The sequence below is a fragment of the Chlamydia psittaci 6BC genome (assembly GCF_000204255.1).
Classification (GTDB): Bacteria; Chlamydiota; Chlamydiia; order Chlamydiales; family Chlamydiaceae; genus Chlamydia; species Chlamydia psittaci.
Genome location: NC_017287.1, coordinates 493,077 through 508,182, shown reverse-complemented (window position 1 = coordinate 508,182; position 15,106 = coordinate 493,077). Strand labels below are relative to the sequence as shown.

Here is a 15,106-nt window from a genome sequence, read left to right as displayed (position 1 = left end):
TGGAGATCTTAATATTGCTACAGCTTCTGGAGCGCATAAATTAGCCCAGGCCACCCTATCCTTTATCACGGGTTTGTCCCGTTCTGCAAGTTTTTATTAGCTTTTGATATTCAGTCTTATAGCTTTATAGAATACCTTCCAAAATTATTCATATCAGTAAAAACGAAACCATCCTGATAGTTAAAAATTAAAACATGATTAGCATCATGAGATTGCCTATCTAATAGGGAACGTACTAAAGTATCATACTCTTCTGCACGATGACGAAGCTGCTCTTGGTCTTTGGAAATAAGGAACTTGGATTTCTTTTCTTTCAATTTTTTAGGTCTATTCAGAAGCTTCTCTGTCTTTTTCTGAATCACTCGAGACAAATCTCGTCGGTTTCTTTTCTTCTTTGTCCCACTCATAGAAATAATAATTTTCTAATCTTACCTATAAATTAATTTTAGTTAGAAAAATTTTATTAAACAAATTAATTAAATTAAAATTAACTAAGGGCATTAATTAGTAAGATGTTCGAAAAACAAATAAGAATAATAAAGAAAATATTAAGAAAGTAAAAGCCAATAATTTCGAATCTTGTTATGAATGTTAGTAACCCACTCTATAGCGACTTATGGACCGGTTAATATCTCTTCAGTGTTTATTCCTCTCTATATTGAGTTTTTTTCTATGTCCTCAATACACCCCACACTTATGCCCCATTTTCTTTGGTCCCTATCTTGTAGCGAATTTCTATAGACTATCGAAAGAAAAGGTCTTAATCCACGCACTGATTATCGGTCTATTTTGCGACATAGGTTCCTCTTATCTATTTGGAATTCATGCATTTCTATATGTGATTACCTCCTCTCTTCTTCACAAAATGCATACCATCTTCCTGAAAGATAGGTGGTTATCGATACCAATTATTCATTCTATGTTCGCTTTGGTATTCTCCTGCTTTTCCTATCCGACACTCGCCTTCTTTAACTATAAAATTCTCTGGAACTTCTCCTCTCTTCTAGTAGATGTGAAACATGCCTTCACGATAGATTTCCTCTATAGCGGAATAATTTACCTACTACCGTGTACAATAACTCAAGGAATCTTTAAGATGAGGGGCTTCTTAAGGAGTCGCTCATGTTATTAAAAGGTACACCCGTTGCCGAGCGGGTCTTAGAAAAAATCAAACAAGAAATCGCCAATAGCTCAACGCCACCAGGCCTCGCTGTAGTACTGATCGGTAATGATCCAGCGTCCGAGGTTTACGTCGGAATGAAAGTGAAAAAGGCTGCGGATTTAGGCATGGTGTCTAAAGCACATAGATTGCCTTCTGATGCCACCTTAACCGATATTCTTAAACTCATTGAAAGATTAAACCACGATCCTACGATTCATGGTATCTTAGTACAAATACCTTTACCTAAACATTTAGATAGTAATGCCATTATCCAAGCAATTTCTCCTGAGAAAGATGTAGATGGCCTTCATCCAATAAATATGGGAAAGCTTCTACTCGGACAGCTTGGAGGATTCGCTCCTTGTACCCCTGCAGGAATTATTGAGCTACTCCACTACTATGAAATTCCTCTTCTTGGGCGTCATGTTGCCGTTGTTGGGAGAAGCAATATTGTAGGTAAGCCGCTTGCTGCTATGTTAATGCAGAAACATCCTTCAACGAATGCTACGGTAACTTTACTTCATAGCCAATCACAAAACCTTACAGAAATTTTAAAAACAGCAGATATCATTATTGCTGCTGTCGGCGTTCCCCTATTTATTAAAGAAAGTATGGTCTCTTCCAATACTGTTATTATCGATGTCGGTACATCACGAGTCACAGCAAATAATGCTAAAGGTTATACACTAGTGGGAGATGTCGATTTCAATAATGTTGTTACCAAATGCAAGGCAATCTCTCCTGTCCCTGGAGGCGTGGGACCAATGACTGTTGCTATGCTAATGAAAAACACATGGGAAAGTTACCAAAAATTCTCCTCATAGTTCTTTTATCGTACATCTTTCAAGGATGTTCGCCACCTCTCACCTCTTTTGAAGGGGAGAGAATGACCATGCCCTACCGTATTATTGTAGGACAACACCTAACACGCCAGGAGACTGCTGAATTAAAAAATGAAATCGATGCAGTCTTTAAGGTAATTGATACTGTGTATAATAACTGGAATAGCGAGTCAGAACTCTCGAAAATCAACCGGTCTCCTGCCGGGGTAGCGATCCCCCTGTCTAACGAGTTGTTTGTATTCTTAAAAGAAATCGATAGATTTTACCACATATCCGGAGGAAGATTTGATCCCACCCTTGGCCCGCTGAAAAATCTCTGGTTACTTCATCTTAAACAACACTCTCTTCCTAACGAACAAACTTGGAAATCCTACTATAAAAATGTCGGTTGGAAACACATTACCTTAGACTTAACCAACAAAACCATCACCAAAAAACATCCTGATGTACAACTAGATCTTTGCGGCGCTGTAAAAGGTTTTGCCGTAGATTGTCTACTAGAAACCTGTCTACGTTTTTGTAAGAATAACTATGTAGAATGGGGAGGGGAAATCAAAACTTCTGGAGGCCACCCTAACGGACGACCGTGGCGTATAGCGTCTTCAGCAACCCCACAAATCCTAGAAATCCATAATGCAGCTGTCGCTACAAGCGGAAACTACTACCAGCAATGGTCTGTAAACGGTAAAATTTACACACACATTCTAGATCCTCATACAGGGAAGCCCCTAGAACTACATGACTACCCCATAATCTCGGCTACTGTTATTCACCCTAGTTGTGCGTATGCTGATGCCATGGCCACAGTACTGATGACATTTGCAACAAAAAAAGAAGCTTTAGCTTGGGCAGAAGAAAATAATATCCAAGCCTTTATTAACGATAACGCTTCATAGCGGATGCTATTTCTCTTTCTTTCTCTCTTGCTATGATTGTTTGTCGTTTATCATGAGATTTTTTACCACGGCAACAACCTAAACGAACTTTTACGTAACCACGAGAAAGAAACATCCCAAGAGGAATAATTGTTACCCCTTTTTGAGCAACTTTAACTTCTAATTTGTGAATCTCGTATCTATGAAGAAGAAGTTTACGCTTTCTTCGTTCTTCATGATTATAGATATTCCCAAAACGGTATGGAGCGATGCTGGCATTCAATAACCACGCCTCACCTTTAGAAATAGTCACATAGGCATCACCCAGATTTCCACCGTGATCACGCAACGACTTGATTTCCGTTCCGGTCAGGACAATCCCAGCTTCTAAAGATTCCAAAACCTCGTAATTATGTAAGGCTTTACGGTTAGAGACAATTTCCTTACTGGCCATAATTTTACCATTACCCAACCTAGACAGTTGGAGGAAAGTATAACAAAAAAAACAATTTTCTTTCCTGAACTTAACAAGTCCCTACCCTAGAAAAATCCGAGCAAATATCTAGAAGACCATAAAATCACTTTATAGTAATATCCTGCTTTATCCCAGGAAGATCTCTCAATGAGATCCTGAAGGGTCCCCTATCCTCTAGGGGCAAGATTAGATTTAATGACTTACAGTTGTAGGAAAATATGAAGTTCGTCGTATCCCGAAATGAGTTAGGAAATCTTATAAAAAAAATCCAAAGTGTTGTTCCTCAAAACACTCCTATCCCTGTGCTCACCCACGTACTTATTGAAACATGCAATGACGAGCTTGTTTTCACCGCTACAGACCTTACAGTAAGTACTCGTTGTGTAGCTCAAGCAAAAGTTTATGAGTCTGGGGCTATCTCTATTCCTTCTAAAAGATTTTTCCAATTAGTAAAGGAGTTAACAGAGGCGAATCTCGAGATCTCGGCAACTACAGGAGAAATGGCCAAAATCACCTCGGGTTCTTCGTGTTTCCGTTTACTTAGTATGGGGAAAGAGGACTTTCCTATGCTTCCCGATATCCAAAATTCCGTAAGATTTACTCTCCCTGCAGAACAGCTAAAAGAAATGTTACAACGCACATCATTCGCTGTTTCTCGAGAAGAAAGCCGTTATGTTCTTACAGGGGTTTTATTAACTATTGCTAACGGTACTGCTACTGTAGTTGGTACTGACGGGAAACGCCTAGCAAAAACTGATATCGAAGTCTCTTTAGATAAAAGCTTTACTGGAGATTATATTATCCCTATTAAAGCTGTTGAAGAAATCATTAAGCTCTGTTCTGAAGATTCCGAAGCTTCTATTTTCTTAGATCAGGCAAAAATTGCTGTAGAGTGCGGCAACACATTGCTAATTACTAAATTACTTTCTGGAGAATTTCCTGACTTCTCTCCTGTTATTTCCACAGAAAGTAGTGTTTTACTAGATCTTCACAGAGAAGAGCTTATCACCTTATTAAAACAAGTCGCTCTATTTACTAACGAATCTTCACACTCTGTAAAATTCACCTTTACCCCTGGAGAACTCACCCTAACAGCAAACTGTACAAAAGTGGGCGAGGGCAAAGTGAGTATGGCAGTAAACTATTCTGGAGAATTATTAGAAATTGCGTTCAATCCTTTCTTCTTCCTGGATATTTTGAAACATAGTAAGGATGAGTTAGTTCGACTAGGTATTTCTGACTCTTACAATCCTGGAATTATTACAGATTCCACACGTAGCCTATTCGTTATTATGCCTATGAGATTGCATGATGATTAATGAATATTCTTTCCTTACGCCTTAAGAACTTTAGAAACTATAAAGAAGCTGAGGTTTCTTTCTCCCCAAATATAAATTATATTTTTGGAGAAAATGCTCAGGGAAAGACGAATCTTATTGAAGCTCTGTATGTATTATCTCTAGGTAGATCGTTCCGTACTTCTCATCTTACAGAAGCCATTTTTTTTGGCTCTTCGTATTTCTTTTTAGAAATGACCTTCGAGAAAGATGGCGTTCCCCACACGCTTTCTACCTATGTAGACAAACAGGGGAAAAAAATCTTTTGCGATCAATCTCCTATAAAAACCCTATCACAATTGATAGGCATGATACCTATAGTCCTGTTCTCTGCAAAAGATCGTTGCTTAATTTCTGGATCTCCTTCAGATCGAAGATTATTTCTTAACTTACTTTTATCGCAGTGTGATCCACAATATAAACACTCTTTGTCCTATTATCACCGAGCTCTATTACAAAGAAATACCCTACTGAAAACTAAGCAAACCTCTACATTATCCGTTTGGGATGAACAACTTGCCACTTTAGGATCCTATCTATGCCTTAGTCGATACACTTGCTGCACACAACTCAATCAACTCATTCAAGAACTATGGAATAATTCTCTATCAGAACGCTTATTTATAAAGTTTAAAAGTCCTTTAATTAAACAATGTAAGATTTCTCAAGAAGCTGTTAAAAATGAACTGCATAAACAACTCTCAGCTTCTTTACATCGTGATTTAGAATTAGGAAATACTTCAGTAGGTCCTCATCGTGAAGACTTTACTTTGATGATTAATGATCTTCCTGTAGCACAATTTTCTAGTGAAGGACAAAAACAGAGCCTACTTGCTGTTCTTAAACTTGCAGAATCTCTCTACATAAAAAGCATACACAACGTATATCCCTTATTCTGTATGGATGATATCCATGCAGGATTAGACAATCAGAGAATCTCACAATTATTAGGACTAGCGCCTTCTCTCGGGCAAACCCTAATAACCTCAACAACCCTCCCTCATCAAACATTATCCGAAACTCATAGGATATTTTCAGTTAATCAAGCACAAATCTCTATTCATTCGCATGCGATTATTAAAGAGTGATTTTTTATTAATTAATAATTAATAACTTGATCATTTTTTAAAATGACTTAATTAAACACGCTGGTTTTTAATAAAAAACTTATTAAAATAATTATATCGGTGTGCAAATGAATAAATTATTATTAATTTTACTATTTCTAATATCTGGAACGTCTATTTTAGCGGATACCTCTATAATTCAAACACTTCCTTCAGGAATTGGTGGAATAAGAGAAACATCTCAACAAAAAGAATCCGTAATCTGCGTTCACGCATTTTTAAGATCTTACAGGTCATTAAAACCTATTGGTAATGTCTTAGAAAAAGAAAATTACGATGTATTTATCTGGAACTATGAAACTCGCAAATTCACATTAGAACAACATGCTGATCATCTTGTTAAACTAATTAAAAAGATTGCAGAACTCAAGCCAGGAGTCCCTATTAACTTTGTGACGCATTCTATAGGAGGCGTTATTGTGCGAGTAGCCCTGGCAAAACCAGATTGCCCTCAAGAAGCAAAGTGCGGGAAAGCTATACTGATGGCCCCTCCAAATGCCGGGTCGACATTAGCAAGACGTTACCGATCCTTAGCCATTGTACAGTTCATTTTTGGAGGTAAATTAGGTAGGCAGTTACTCACCTACTGCCCAAGAAAAATGCTTGATGTGGGTAAACTCCCTTCAACTGTAGAAGTTCTTGTACTTAGTGGAAATAAACGCAGTAAGTTTCTGCCTTTCCGTTTAGAATGCGAAAATGACGGAAAAGTGTGCACTGTAGAGACTCGCTTAGACACCCCACATAAAGGCTATGTAATTAACACCAACCATACCTATATCATCACAAATAAGAAATCTATTTTCCTAATGAGAGAATTTCTAAAATATGGAAGCAAAAGCACAGCTATAGAACAAGTTCCAGAGGAAATAGAACTCCAGGTAAAGGAAGATAAACAAAAAAGTTCTAGGTTGAATACAAGCAAAAACAAGGATATTTATATTATCCATTGTTTTGGCTCTCATCCTTATAACCTTTATGGATTTCCCAAAAGCTGGAAACCTAGCTCACAGCAAAAAAGCGAAACAAATCCTGAAACGTTAGGAAAATAAAGAAGGCTATTAATAATAAAGAAAATGGAATTAACATCCTCTCAATAAGTTTCATACTCAAACGCCGTCTTGTGATCATTTCCCATAGACAAAGTACAATATAGCCTCCATCTAATACAGGAATCGGAAGAAGATTCAAAACAGCGAGATTGATACTTACTAGCCCTATCCAAAACAAAGCTTCTGAAATTCCTAACGACCAGCCCTTATGTAACATATGAACAATCCCTACAGGTCCTGATAACCATTGAGGATTTAGTCGGCCTACAACTAAGGCTTTCATAGTACGCAGACTATCCTTAGAAATATTCGCAATTAAAACATCCGGCCTAGGATTATACTTCACAGTCATATCCCTTAAAGGAATCCCTAAAGATAACCTTTGTTTTTCCAGTTCTATTCTCTCGAGATAGTAACGCTGCTGATCTTGATTCTTGAATCTCTTCGCCATTTCACGACGCTTATTCAAAAGATCATCGGAATAAATGCTAACCCAAGGTTTAGGATGAACGGGAGGCAATAACCGATATTGTCCCGCTTCACGTACTTCGTGAGCGCTTCCTATAGAATTAATAATCGCTAATAAGTCTTGAGCATTGTAGGAATGAATAAACCGCTTATCCGCAAGAGAGGAATCCACATCCTCTAATTGCTCAGGAGTCATTTTCTGAACAATAATAGATACCTTATGATTCTGCACTAAACGCAAAATGTCCGTGCTTCCACTAACGGGAGTACCATCGATAGCAATAATACGATCCCCCAACTCCAGTTTTTCTTCCATAAAAGGAAACGGTGACTCTGGATCTATGGGTTGTAATTCCCCTTCTACATAGCCGTAGCTATTAATCACGTAGGGTAAAGTATATAAAGAAGACCATTTCCCCTTAATCCCAGCTTCATACTGATTATCGATAAGTTCATTCCTTACATAAGGAGAAAGGTACAATGTACTAACTAATAGTCTAGGAATACGTACTGAGAATTCCCTATTGTGACGAGAAACCTTAACAAAAGCATAAGCCTCATTCAGTATCTGTGAAACTTGCATTGGAGAAAACAGTATTTGCCCATCCATCCATACTAAGCGATCACCTGGAAGTATATTCGCTGAATATAGAGGAGATTCCTTTGAAATAGGCTCCTGATGACGATATAAAAGATAACTCGCTCCTGCTAGAGGAATACCATTTTTATTAACATCGAATTCTGTATTGAAGGAAAAATCCTTAGAAGTTTCCGAAAGATATCCAGGGTGCACTCCCGTAAATGACAAACGCCCGTCTAATAAAGCTGAAGTAATCGCGTCTTTATCTGAGTAATAAGGCTTGCCATTGCACGTAAGAATCTCATCCCCAAGAGCTAAACCTTTCTCTTTTAAAATAGGATTTACCCAACCAACAATACGAGAATACTCAGAATATGCTTTATCTCTCCCTCCAGAAATATATAAGGCGCCAAAAGCTACAAAAGCTAATAAAACATTCGCTATAGGACCAGCAGCAAGGACGAAGATTCTTTTCCATGGAGATTTACTGAAAAAACCTTGAGGTATGTCATAAACCGAATCAGGGTCTACATCTACACCTTTTTCTCTTTTGTCCATGCCCTTAATTCGGACATACCCCCCAAATGGGAAAATACCTATACGATACTCTATATTGCCAATCTTCTTTTTATATAAGGTTGGGCCAAAACCAATACTAAAACTCTCCACAGCCATACCTACAGACTTGGCTGCCAGTAAATGACCCAATTCATGAACCAATACTAAAACCCCCAAAGCAAGGGCTGCGAGAATGAAATATATTATTGTCATATACGTACCAGGTTATATCTCTTGAGCAAGGGCTCGAGCTTCTTTATCAACAGAAAAGACATCATCTAACGAGGTGCACGAAGAAACTCTATGATTTTTCATAAGTCTTGTTAGCTTATCTAGAATATCGCACCAAGCAATTTCTTTTTTCAAAAATCTTTGAACTAAGATCTCGTTAGCAGCATTAAAAAATGGTCCTAAGGATCCTTTATCTTTTAATACTTGTCTCGCCAAAGCAATGCTTGGGAAACGCTCCTCATCTATAGGAAAGAATTCTAATGTGTGTTTGATAGAAAAATCCATTCCTTTATGAGGTGCTGGACAGCGTTTCGGGGTTGTTAATACATGTTGTATGGGGAAAAGCATACTGGGAGGATTCATTACAGAAAGCACCGTTCCGTCCTCAAACTCTACCATACCATGAATTAAACTTTGAGGATGAATTACAGCATCTATCTCTGCATGTTCTAATCCAAATAACCAATACGCCTCAATTATTTCTAAGCCTTTATTTACCAATGTTGAAGAATCTACGGTAATCTTAGCCCCCATATTCCATATAGGATGCTTCAATACGTCCTGAATAGTTACACGGGTTAATTCTTCTTTAGATTTGTATAATAAAGGACCTCCAGAAGCTGTTAAAAACAACTTTCTGACTTCCGAGGTATCTCTCCCTTCTAAACATTGATATAAAGCATTGTGCTCACTATCTATTGGCAAAATCCTAGTTTGATATTGCTTAGCAAATTTGTTAATGATTTCTCCTGCAGAAACCAAAACTTCTTTATTGGCTAATGCTAGGGTTTTCCCTAACTTCATAGCAGCAACAATTGCAGGTAAAGCGACTATCCCCGAAGATGCAGCAACAATAGTGTCTATTTCGTTAGCTGTAGCAGCAGCTAGCAATCCTTCTTCACCAAGAAATACTTGAACTTTAGGGAACTCCTTGCGAATTTCAAAATATAGCTGTTCATCGTATACAGAAACTATAGAAGGAGAAAATTCTCGAATTTGTTCAAAAAATAGATCTCTCTTATTACCGTATGAAGCAAGAGCAACCACATTGAACAAATGAGGAAGCGAGCGAATGATTGCTAAAGCCTGCTGTCCTACACTTCCCGTGGATCCAAAAATAGCTAAATGTTTCAAATAGTAACCTTAACAAATTAAAAAAATCATAACTCTTAGGTTAGAGAGTTGTCAATTCTGTATTCTTACTATCTTTTGAATAAAACTTTTTATAAACCAGCTTCTTGCCATAATGAAATAAACAAACGACAACATAGAAAGCCATTAGTATAAAAACCGCAATACCAGACGTCGACAATCCTACACCGTAAGATGTTAAAATCGCTCTAGAACAAGCAGGAGCAAGTACTGCAGTCAAAGCTCCAAAAATCAAAGACCAAACGAGCATCCCACGTACGGAAGAAACAAAAACTTTAGCTATGAGCCCTGGAATTAATAAAAATGCTAGAGCCATTAAAACTCCAACAGCTTTAAACGCTCCTACCAAACTCGCGGACAATTGCAAAATAATCACATAGTCTATGATTTTCACAGGAATCCCTAAAGAAAAGGAGAATACAGAATCAAAAGAAACACAAACGAAACTACGAAATCCAACCAAAGAAACAAGCAGATTAATGCAAAGGATTGTATATACAGGGAAAATATCACCTCGAGTTAAAGAATCTGCATTACCTAAAATAAGTTCTGTGCCTATGTGAGCATTACGTGTTAAAAATACTAAAAGAAGCAAACTCATTGAAAACAACAAAGAAAATACCAAGGCGGTACTTGCTTCTTCTGAGACACGAAAAATATTTCTTATAAAATAAATAAGAAAACCTGTAAGCAAAGCAGTTGAAACTGAAGCTAGGGTAAGAGTTCCTAACGATAATGCTGTTAACTGGTGCGTAAATAAACAAATACTCACAAGTCCAAATAATACTGTATGAGAAACAGCATTCGCATACATCGCCATCTTCTTCAACACTAAAAAGGTACCGACAAACGCTCCTGAAAGAGCAATGGCTAAAAATATGATAACCTGAATGTCATCGATAAATAAATGGCCCCGAAATAGCTCTCCAGAGAAAGTTCTTGAAAAAAAGACCTCGAGAAATTGCAAAAAAGATACCCCATGATATGGGGAAAACACTCCTATCATAGCTCCTCCATAGTCTGCGGTTTTTCTGGAATTATCTTATCGTGGGGATCATAATGAGGGTTATCCAATATTTCTGTAATGGCATAATCCAATTCATCTGTTAGGACATGCTCCATTTCTTCCGCAAACCCATGCACCTCTTCTTCTTTAAACTCTAAAGAGCGTACAAGATAGCATTCCCACAATCTGTGAGCTCGTACTAATTTTTTTGCTCTATTCTTTCCCTTACTGCTCAGACTCCAACGATAATCTCGACACTTTACCAAACCCTGACATTCAAGCAACCAAATTCTCAACCTAGGGAAAGGCTTGGGACCGAAATATTCTTGGTATTTGTGAGAACAAACAAAATCCCGTGCTCCCACTTCCGGAATCTGATCTTCTAACAAGTACCAAAATACTTTGAGTAAATGCTCTTGGTTCTTGGAAAATGCAAAGTATTTTCTCCGTATATATCGAGTTACCCACCCAGATTTAGGAGAGAAGATTAAACAAAGCAAAGTTAAACATCCTGATATCACAACAACAAGAGGGCCTGTAGGGAAAGTAATCACACCCCCATGTCCTGAAACATGGCAAGTGAAAGCTACTGAAATGTAACTTCCAAGAGCTCCGCATATCCCTCCAAATAAACAAGAAAGAAGAAAAATAATATTTAATCTATCAGACAATTGACGAGCTGCTAGAGGAGGCGCTACGAACATGGAAGAAATCAATATGATACCCACGGAACGCACACCGCTGACAATAACTAAAGAAATAAATATTAGAATAACGCTTCCAGAAACACGCGTACTCAAACCACAAGTAGAAGCATAATCTTTGTCAAAAATGGTCACGATAATCTGACGATACCACCACCATAACGTCGTTATGGATAGAAGAAAGACAAAAGCTGCGAGTTTAGCCTCTACATAACCTAAAGTAGCTGCCTGACCATATAAATACGCATTAATACGATTATATAACAAAGGACAGCTATCTTTGACATAGCTTGTCAAAATAACGCCTAGGCCAAAAAAAACAACGAGAACAAAACATAAAGAGGCATCTTTATGCACCCTCAGAGTTTTTTCTAAAAAGACTATAATCCCATAACCGGAAATAGCCGCAAGACAGCCGAAAATAATAACTAACAGTATAGAATCCGTAAAAAAAGAGACTTTGCAACTTAATAAAGCCCCTAAAAGCAATCCTGGATAAGAAGCATGAGAGAGACTCTCACTTAAAAGGGGCTGCCTACCTACAAGTAGAAGCGTCCCCCATAAAGCCGTTGTCATGCAAATCAAAGTAACTGCTAAAAAGCTTGATAAAAAAATAGAGTCGATAAAAATGCAATTGAGCATCTAATACGTTCCTTGTTGCTTCCCTCTAGATAATTTAAGAGTGCGATCTAATAGTTCTAACTCACAACCATAAGCTTGAAAAATGTTTTTATTCGTCAAACACTCTTCAACCGGTCCGGAACAAATAAGATGTTTATTCAACAATATGATATGGTCGAATAATTGACGCACATGACTAAGATCATGGTGAACGACAACAACCGTGCGTCCTTGTTCTTGCAGCTCCCGCAGAACGTCTACCACAGTCTGATATGAAGCCATGTCTATAGCAGAAAATAATTCATCCATGAGATAAAGATCTGCTTTTTGCATAAGAGCTCGGGCTAAGAACGCTCTCTGTTGCTGACCTCCCGAAAGCTTCCCTATTTGCCGATTTGCTAAAGCAGATAAACCTACCCTCTCTAAAATATTGTACGCTTCCTTACGGTCATCCGCTGTAATTCTTCCCCACATGCCTTTGTAGCCATAGCACCCCATAAGCACTAGATCTAGAACTGTCATAGGAAAATCCCAGTCCACACTTGCTCTTTGAGGCATATAAGCAACACGTTGATGTACTTTTTTAAACTTATTTCCAAAAAACAAAGTATGACCGGTGGAAGGACGAATCAGCCCAAGAGAAGCTTTTAATAACGTGCTTTTCCCAGCACCATTAGGTCCTAAAACTGCCGTCAATGTTCCCTTCCTTAATAGGAAGGAAACATGACATAAAACATCAGAATGATCATAGTTCACACATAGGTTATGAACTGACCAAGCAATTTCATGTTGTCTATTCAAGAAACAGTTCCTCCTAACTCTTCAGTAATTGTGCAAACATTGTGCTTAAAAGTATCCAAGTAATTATGTTTGACATTATCGCTATATAACGGACGATCCGCTAATCGGATGTTGTATCCCTTCCTCAAACACGAAGCGATTTTTTTAAGTGCGTCTTGATTCAAGGTATCTTCAGGGAACATAACAGTAACATTATGCTCATGAATGTAATCTACAACGAGCATAATATCCCGAATGCTAATTTGAGCTTCAGGAGATATACCCTCAGGAGAAATACATCTCTTACTCCAAACATTACTTGCAACTTCTTCTGGTGTTGCTAAGTAACGCCTTGCGAAGTAGCTGAATGCGTTATGACCAGAAACTAAATATCTTGATTCTTCAGGTACTGTCAATAAACAACGCTTAGCCCAAGCATCTAGCTCCAACATTTCTTCTACCAACTCTTTAGAATTGGAAGTGAACTCTTGTTCATACTCCGGGAATTCACTAATTAAAGCTTTGGTCACCTCTTTAGCTCCTTCCACCCAAATGCTCATATCTGTCCAAATATGGGGATCATAAAAACCATCTTCCTCTAAAGGAACGAATGCTCCGTTAGATAGTAAGCGCGACCCAATACTTACAGCCTTAGGATTCCCTTCCAAATGTTTGCGTAAGCTTGCTGTATGTTCTAATCCCAGGCCATTACAAAAAATCAATCGGCTCATAGCCATTTTATCTTCGTCACCTTTAACCATCTCATATGCATGGGGATCTATTGATCCATCGATTAAAACAATCGGACAAAGCTTATCTCCTACAATTCTAGCCACGCAATCATGTATCATCCGATTCATAGACAATACATAAATCTTATTATCATCATTTCGCACCTTAGAAGAAGAGCACCCGGAAACAATAAAAACTAAAACTAAGCAGATTAACAGTTTTACTCTTTTGATCATACGTGCCAACAACATATCCCTCCTTTTCGGAAGATTATTTTCAGAAATTTAATAAAGTCAGAACAATGAAAGGCATAAGGTATATAAAATGCAGAAAAAAATCTCGTTATTTATTTAGAATAATCCGAAGAATTAATAAGAGGAACAACGAAAAGAAATCAGAAAAACGCTTCTTCTCTTCTTACGAAGGTTTTATAAAAGAAATAAAATATGTTTCATGAGAATGAAAAGGCTTTTAATTATAGGAAGTAAATGTTACAGCTAAAGACTTCTTGTCCTTATGATTGTTTCTTTTAAAGTTATTTATGAAACAAAACGATCTTTTCCAGGAAAATAACATTGCGAAAAAAAGCAAAATCGAAGATAAATTACGTCTCTAAATAAACAGAACTTTAATTTTATTTTTCTAAACGTTAAATCGAAAGTATGCCAAATTCTTTCTTATAAAATTTGTAAAGTAAACATCGATTAATTTTTATGAAGATTTAGCAAGTTATCAAGGTGGGTTTCATGGCCGTAGAACAGTCGAATATAAATGAAGAAATAGAAAAACTGATCTCAAAAGCTATTAGAAAGGTCTGCGGGGATAAAGAAAACGATTTATGTCGCTATCTTCCAGGACCAAGTGGTGGCTATATGCACCATTTTACATTAAAAAAAATGAAAAGCGCCGCCCCCGAGCAATTTCTAAAAATGCTAAAAACATTTATTTTAGAATCTGATTCACCACGAGCCATTAATCCAAAACCTCGAGCTCCTAGAGGCTCTAAAAAGCGCAGAGACTTTATTAACTTTACTAAGACTGACATAGAACGCGTTTTAGAATTAGCGAGACAAGTAGGAGATAAAGATCTTTTAGCACGGTTTAGCCCAAAAAAACCTCTCCCCTCTTTAAAAAGAGAGCTTATTCGTTCTATCCGCAATGGTATCGTTAGCGTTGAGCTATGGAATGCCTATGTGGAGGCAGTAAGAACTAATTCTTCAAGTTTAGATTCTCCTCAGTCTTTTGTTTAAAAGACTTTACAATCGGCTAAGTAAAGTTAATATTTTAGCCGATTTGCTCTAGTCTTTCGAGTACTCTAAAAAGCCTTTAAGCGCCTCGTCTTGTTTTCTCTTGTCAATAGAGAAAGAAAATGATATGCTAAAAGGCTAAAAATATTAAATTTTAATT

The 15,106-nt window shown here is 37.4% G+C and carries 15 protein-coding genes; 7 read left to right on the top strand and 8 right to left on the bottom strand.

Annotation, left to right across the window (positions count from 1 at the left end; genetic code table 11):
• Positions 1-116: 116 nt before the first annotated feature.
• The gene (ltuB, locus tag G5O_RS07410; RefSeq protein ID WP_013462660.1) at positions 117-407 is read right to left on the bottom strand and encodes a late transcription unit protein LtuB; all 291 of its coding nucleotides are present in this window, start codon (positions 405-407) and stop codon (positions 117-119) included.
• Positions 408-616: 209 nt separating this feature from the next.
• Between ltuB and mreD the strand changes: the two genes are divergently transcribed.
• Genes mreD through G5O_RS07400 form a run of 3 tightly spaced genes read left to right on the top strand, consistent with a single transcriptional unit; the run spans position 617 to position 2,900 of the window.
• Positions 617-1,132: a rod shape-determining protein MreD gene (gene mreD, locus G5O_RS10340; protein ID WP_006343127.1), complete on the top strand. Its 516-nt coding sequence runs from the start codon at positions 617-619 to the stop codon at positions 1,130-1,132.
• On the top strand, positions 1,123-1,986 hold the full coding sequence (gene folD / locus G5O_RS07405) for a bifunctional methylenetetrahydrofolate dehydrogenase/methenyltetrahydrofolate cyclohydrolase FolD (RefSeq protein WP_006343126.1): 864 nt from the start codon (positions 1,123-1,125) through the stop codon (positions 1,984-1,986). Before mreD ends, folD begins: the two co-directional genes overlap by 10 nt.
• Positions 1,956-2,900: an FAD:protein FMN transferase gene (locus G5O_RS07400; RefSeq protein WP_013462659.1), complete on the top strand. Its 945-nt coding sequence runs from the start codon at positions 1,956-1,958 to the stop codon at positions 2,898-2,900. The genes folD and G5O_RS07400 overlap by 31 nt, the downstream gene beginning before the upstream one ends.
• Here G5O_RS07400 and smpB read toward each other — a convergent pair.
• Positions 2,881-3,333: an SsrA-binding protein SmpB gene (gene smpB / locus G5O_RS07395; RefSeq protein WP_006343124.1), complete on the bottom strand. Its 453-nt coding sequence runs from the start codon at positions 3,331-3,333 to the stop codon at positions 2,881-2,883. The genes G5O_RS07400 and smpB overlap by 20 nt on opposite strands.
• 239 nt (positions 3,334-3,572) lie before the next feature.
• On the opposite strand from smpB, the gene dnaN reads away from it, so the two are divergent.
• From dnaN to G5O_RS07380, 3 genes are all read left to right on the top strand, one after another.
• A complete protein-coding gene (gene dnaN, locus G5O_RS07390) occupies positions 3,573-4,673 on the top strand; it encodes a DNA polymerase III subunit beta (protein ID WP_006343123.1) in 1,101 nt (366 codons plus the stop codon).
• Complete coding sequence (gene recF, locus G5O_RS07385; protein WP_006343122.1) at positions 4,673-5,779, top strand: DNA replication/repair protein RecF; 1,107 nt, start codon at positions 4,673-4,675, stop codon at positions 5,777-5,779. The genes dnaN and recF overlap by 1 nt, the downstream gene beginning before the upstream one ends.
• 107 nt (positions 5,780-5,886) lie before the next feature.
• The gene (locus tag G5O_RS07380; RefSeq protein WP_006343121.1) at positions 5,887-6,867 is read left to right on the top strand and encodes an esterase/lipase family protein; all 981 of its coding nucleotides are present in this window, start codon (positions 5,887-5,889) and stop codon (positions 6,865-6,867) included.
• Here the strand turns inward: G5O_RS07380 and G5O_RS07375 are convergent.
• Genes G5O_RS07375 through G5O_RS07350 form a run of 6 tightly spaced genes read right to left on the bottom strand, consistent with a single transcriptional unit; the run spans position 6,818 to position 13,950 of the window.
• Entirely contained in the window at positions 6,818-8,686 is a 1,869-nt protein-coding gene (locus G5O_RS07375) for a site-2 protease family protein (RefSeq protein WP_013462657.1), read from the bottom strand. The genes G5O_RS07380 and G5O_RS07375 overlap by 50 nt on opposite strands.
• A gap of 12 nt (positions 8,687-8,698) precedes the next feature.
• Complete coding sequence (gene dxr / locus G5O_RS07370) at positions 8,699-9,838, bottom strand: 1-deoxy-D-xylulose-5-phosphate reductoisomerase (RefSeq protein ID WP_006343119.1); 1,140 nt, start codon at positions 9,836-9,838, stop codon at positions 8,699-8,701.
• Between the two features lie 40 nt (positions 9,839-9,878).
• The gene (locus tag G5O_RS07365; protein WP_006343118.1) at positions 9,879-10,862 is read right to left on the bottom strand and encodes a metal ABC transporter permease; all 984 of its coding nucleotides are present in this window, start codon (positions 10,860-10,862) and stop codon (positions 9,879-9,881) included.
• The gene (locus tag G5O_RS07360; RefSeq protein ID WP_006343117.1) at positions 10,859-12,208 is read right to left on the bottom strand and encodes a metal ABC transporter permease; all 1,350 of its coding nucleotides are present in this window, start codon (positions 12,206-12,208) and stop codon (positions 10,859-10,861) included. Before G5O_RS07360 ends, G5O_RS07365 begins: the two co-directional genes overlap by 4 nt.
• Entirely contained in the window at positions 12,209-12,988 is a 780-nt protein-coding gene (locus G5O_RS07355) for a metal ABC transporter ATP-binding protein (protein WP_006343116.1), read from the bottom strand.
• The gene (locus G5O_RS07350; RefSeq protein WP_006343115.1) at positions 12,985-13,950 is read right to left on the bottom strand and encodes a metal ABC transporter solute-binding protein, Zn/Mn family; all 966 of its coding nucleotides are present in this window, start codon (positions 13,948-13,950) and stop codon (positions 12,985-12,987) included. Before G5O_RS07350 ends, G5O_RS07355 begins: the two co-directional genes overlap by 4 nt.
• 495 nt (positions 13,951-14,445) lie before the next feature.
• On the opposite strand from G5O_RS07350, the gene ddbA reads away from it, so the two are divergent.
• Positions 14,446-14,949, top strand: a complete 504-nt coding sequence (ddbA, locus tag G5O_RS07345; RefSeq protein ID WP_006343114.1) for a DNA binding protein DdbA — start codon at positions 14,446-14,448, stop codon at positions 14,947-14,949.
• Positions 14,950-15,106: the final 157 nt, after the last annotated feature.

Bases quoted from the DNA above. Each gene is read 5' to 3' on its own strand.
- ltuB (WP_013462660.1), bottom strand. From the start codon at position 407: ATGAGTGGGACAAAGAAGAAAAGAAACCGACGAGATTTGTCTCGAGTG.
- mreD (WP_006343127.1), top strand. From the start codon at position 617: ATGGACCGGTTAATATCTCTTCAGTGTTTATTCCTCTCTATATTGAGT.
- folD (WP_006343126.1), top strand. From the start codon at position 1,123: ATGTTATTAAAAGGTACACCCGTTGCCGAGCGGGTCTTAGAAAAAATC.
- G5O_RS07400 (WP_013462659.1), top strand. From the start codon at position 1,956: ATGGGAAAGTTACCAAAAATTCTCCTCATAGTTCTTTTATCGTACATC.
- smpB (WP_006343124.1), bottom strand. From the start codon at position 3,333: ATGGCCAGTAAGGAAATTGTCTCTAACCGTAAAGCCTTACATAATTAC.
- dnaN (WP_006343123.1), top strand. From the start codon at position 3,573: ATGAAGTTCGTCGTATCCCGAAATGAGTTAGGAAATCTTATAAAAAAA.
- recF (WP_006343122.1), top strand. From the start codon at position 4,673: ATGAATATTCTTTCCTTACGCCTTAAGAACTTTAGAAACTATAAAGAA.
- G5O_RS07380 (WP_006343121.1), top strand. From the start codon at position 5,887: ATGAATAAATTATTATTAATTTTACTATTTCTAATATCTGGAACGTCT.
- G5O_RS07375 (WP_013462657.1), bottom strand. From the start codon at position 8,686: ATGACAATAATATATTTCATTCTCGCAGCCCTTGCTTTGGGGGTTTTA.
- G5O_RS07365 (WP_006343118.1), bottom strand. From the start codon at position 10,862: ATGATAGGAGTGTTTTCCCCATATCATGGGGTATCTTTTTTGCAATTT.
- G5O_RS07360 (WP_006343117.1), bottom strand. From the start codon at position 12,208: ATGCTCAATTGCATTTTTATCGACTCTATTTTTTTATCAAGCTTTTTA.
- G5O_RS07350 (WP_006343115.1), bottom strand. From the start codon at position 13,950: ATGTTGTTGGCACGTATGATCAAAAGAGTAAAACTGTTAATCTGCTTA.
- ddbA (WP_006343114.1), top strand. From the start codon at position 14,446: ATGGCCGTAGAACAGTCGAATATAAATGAAGAAATAGAAAAACTGATC.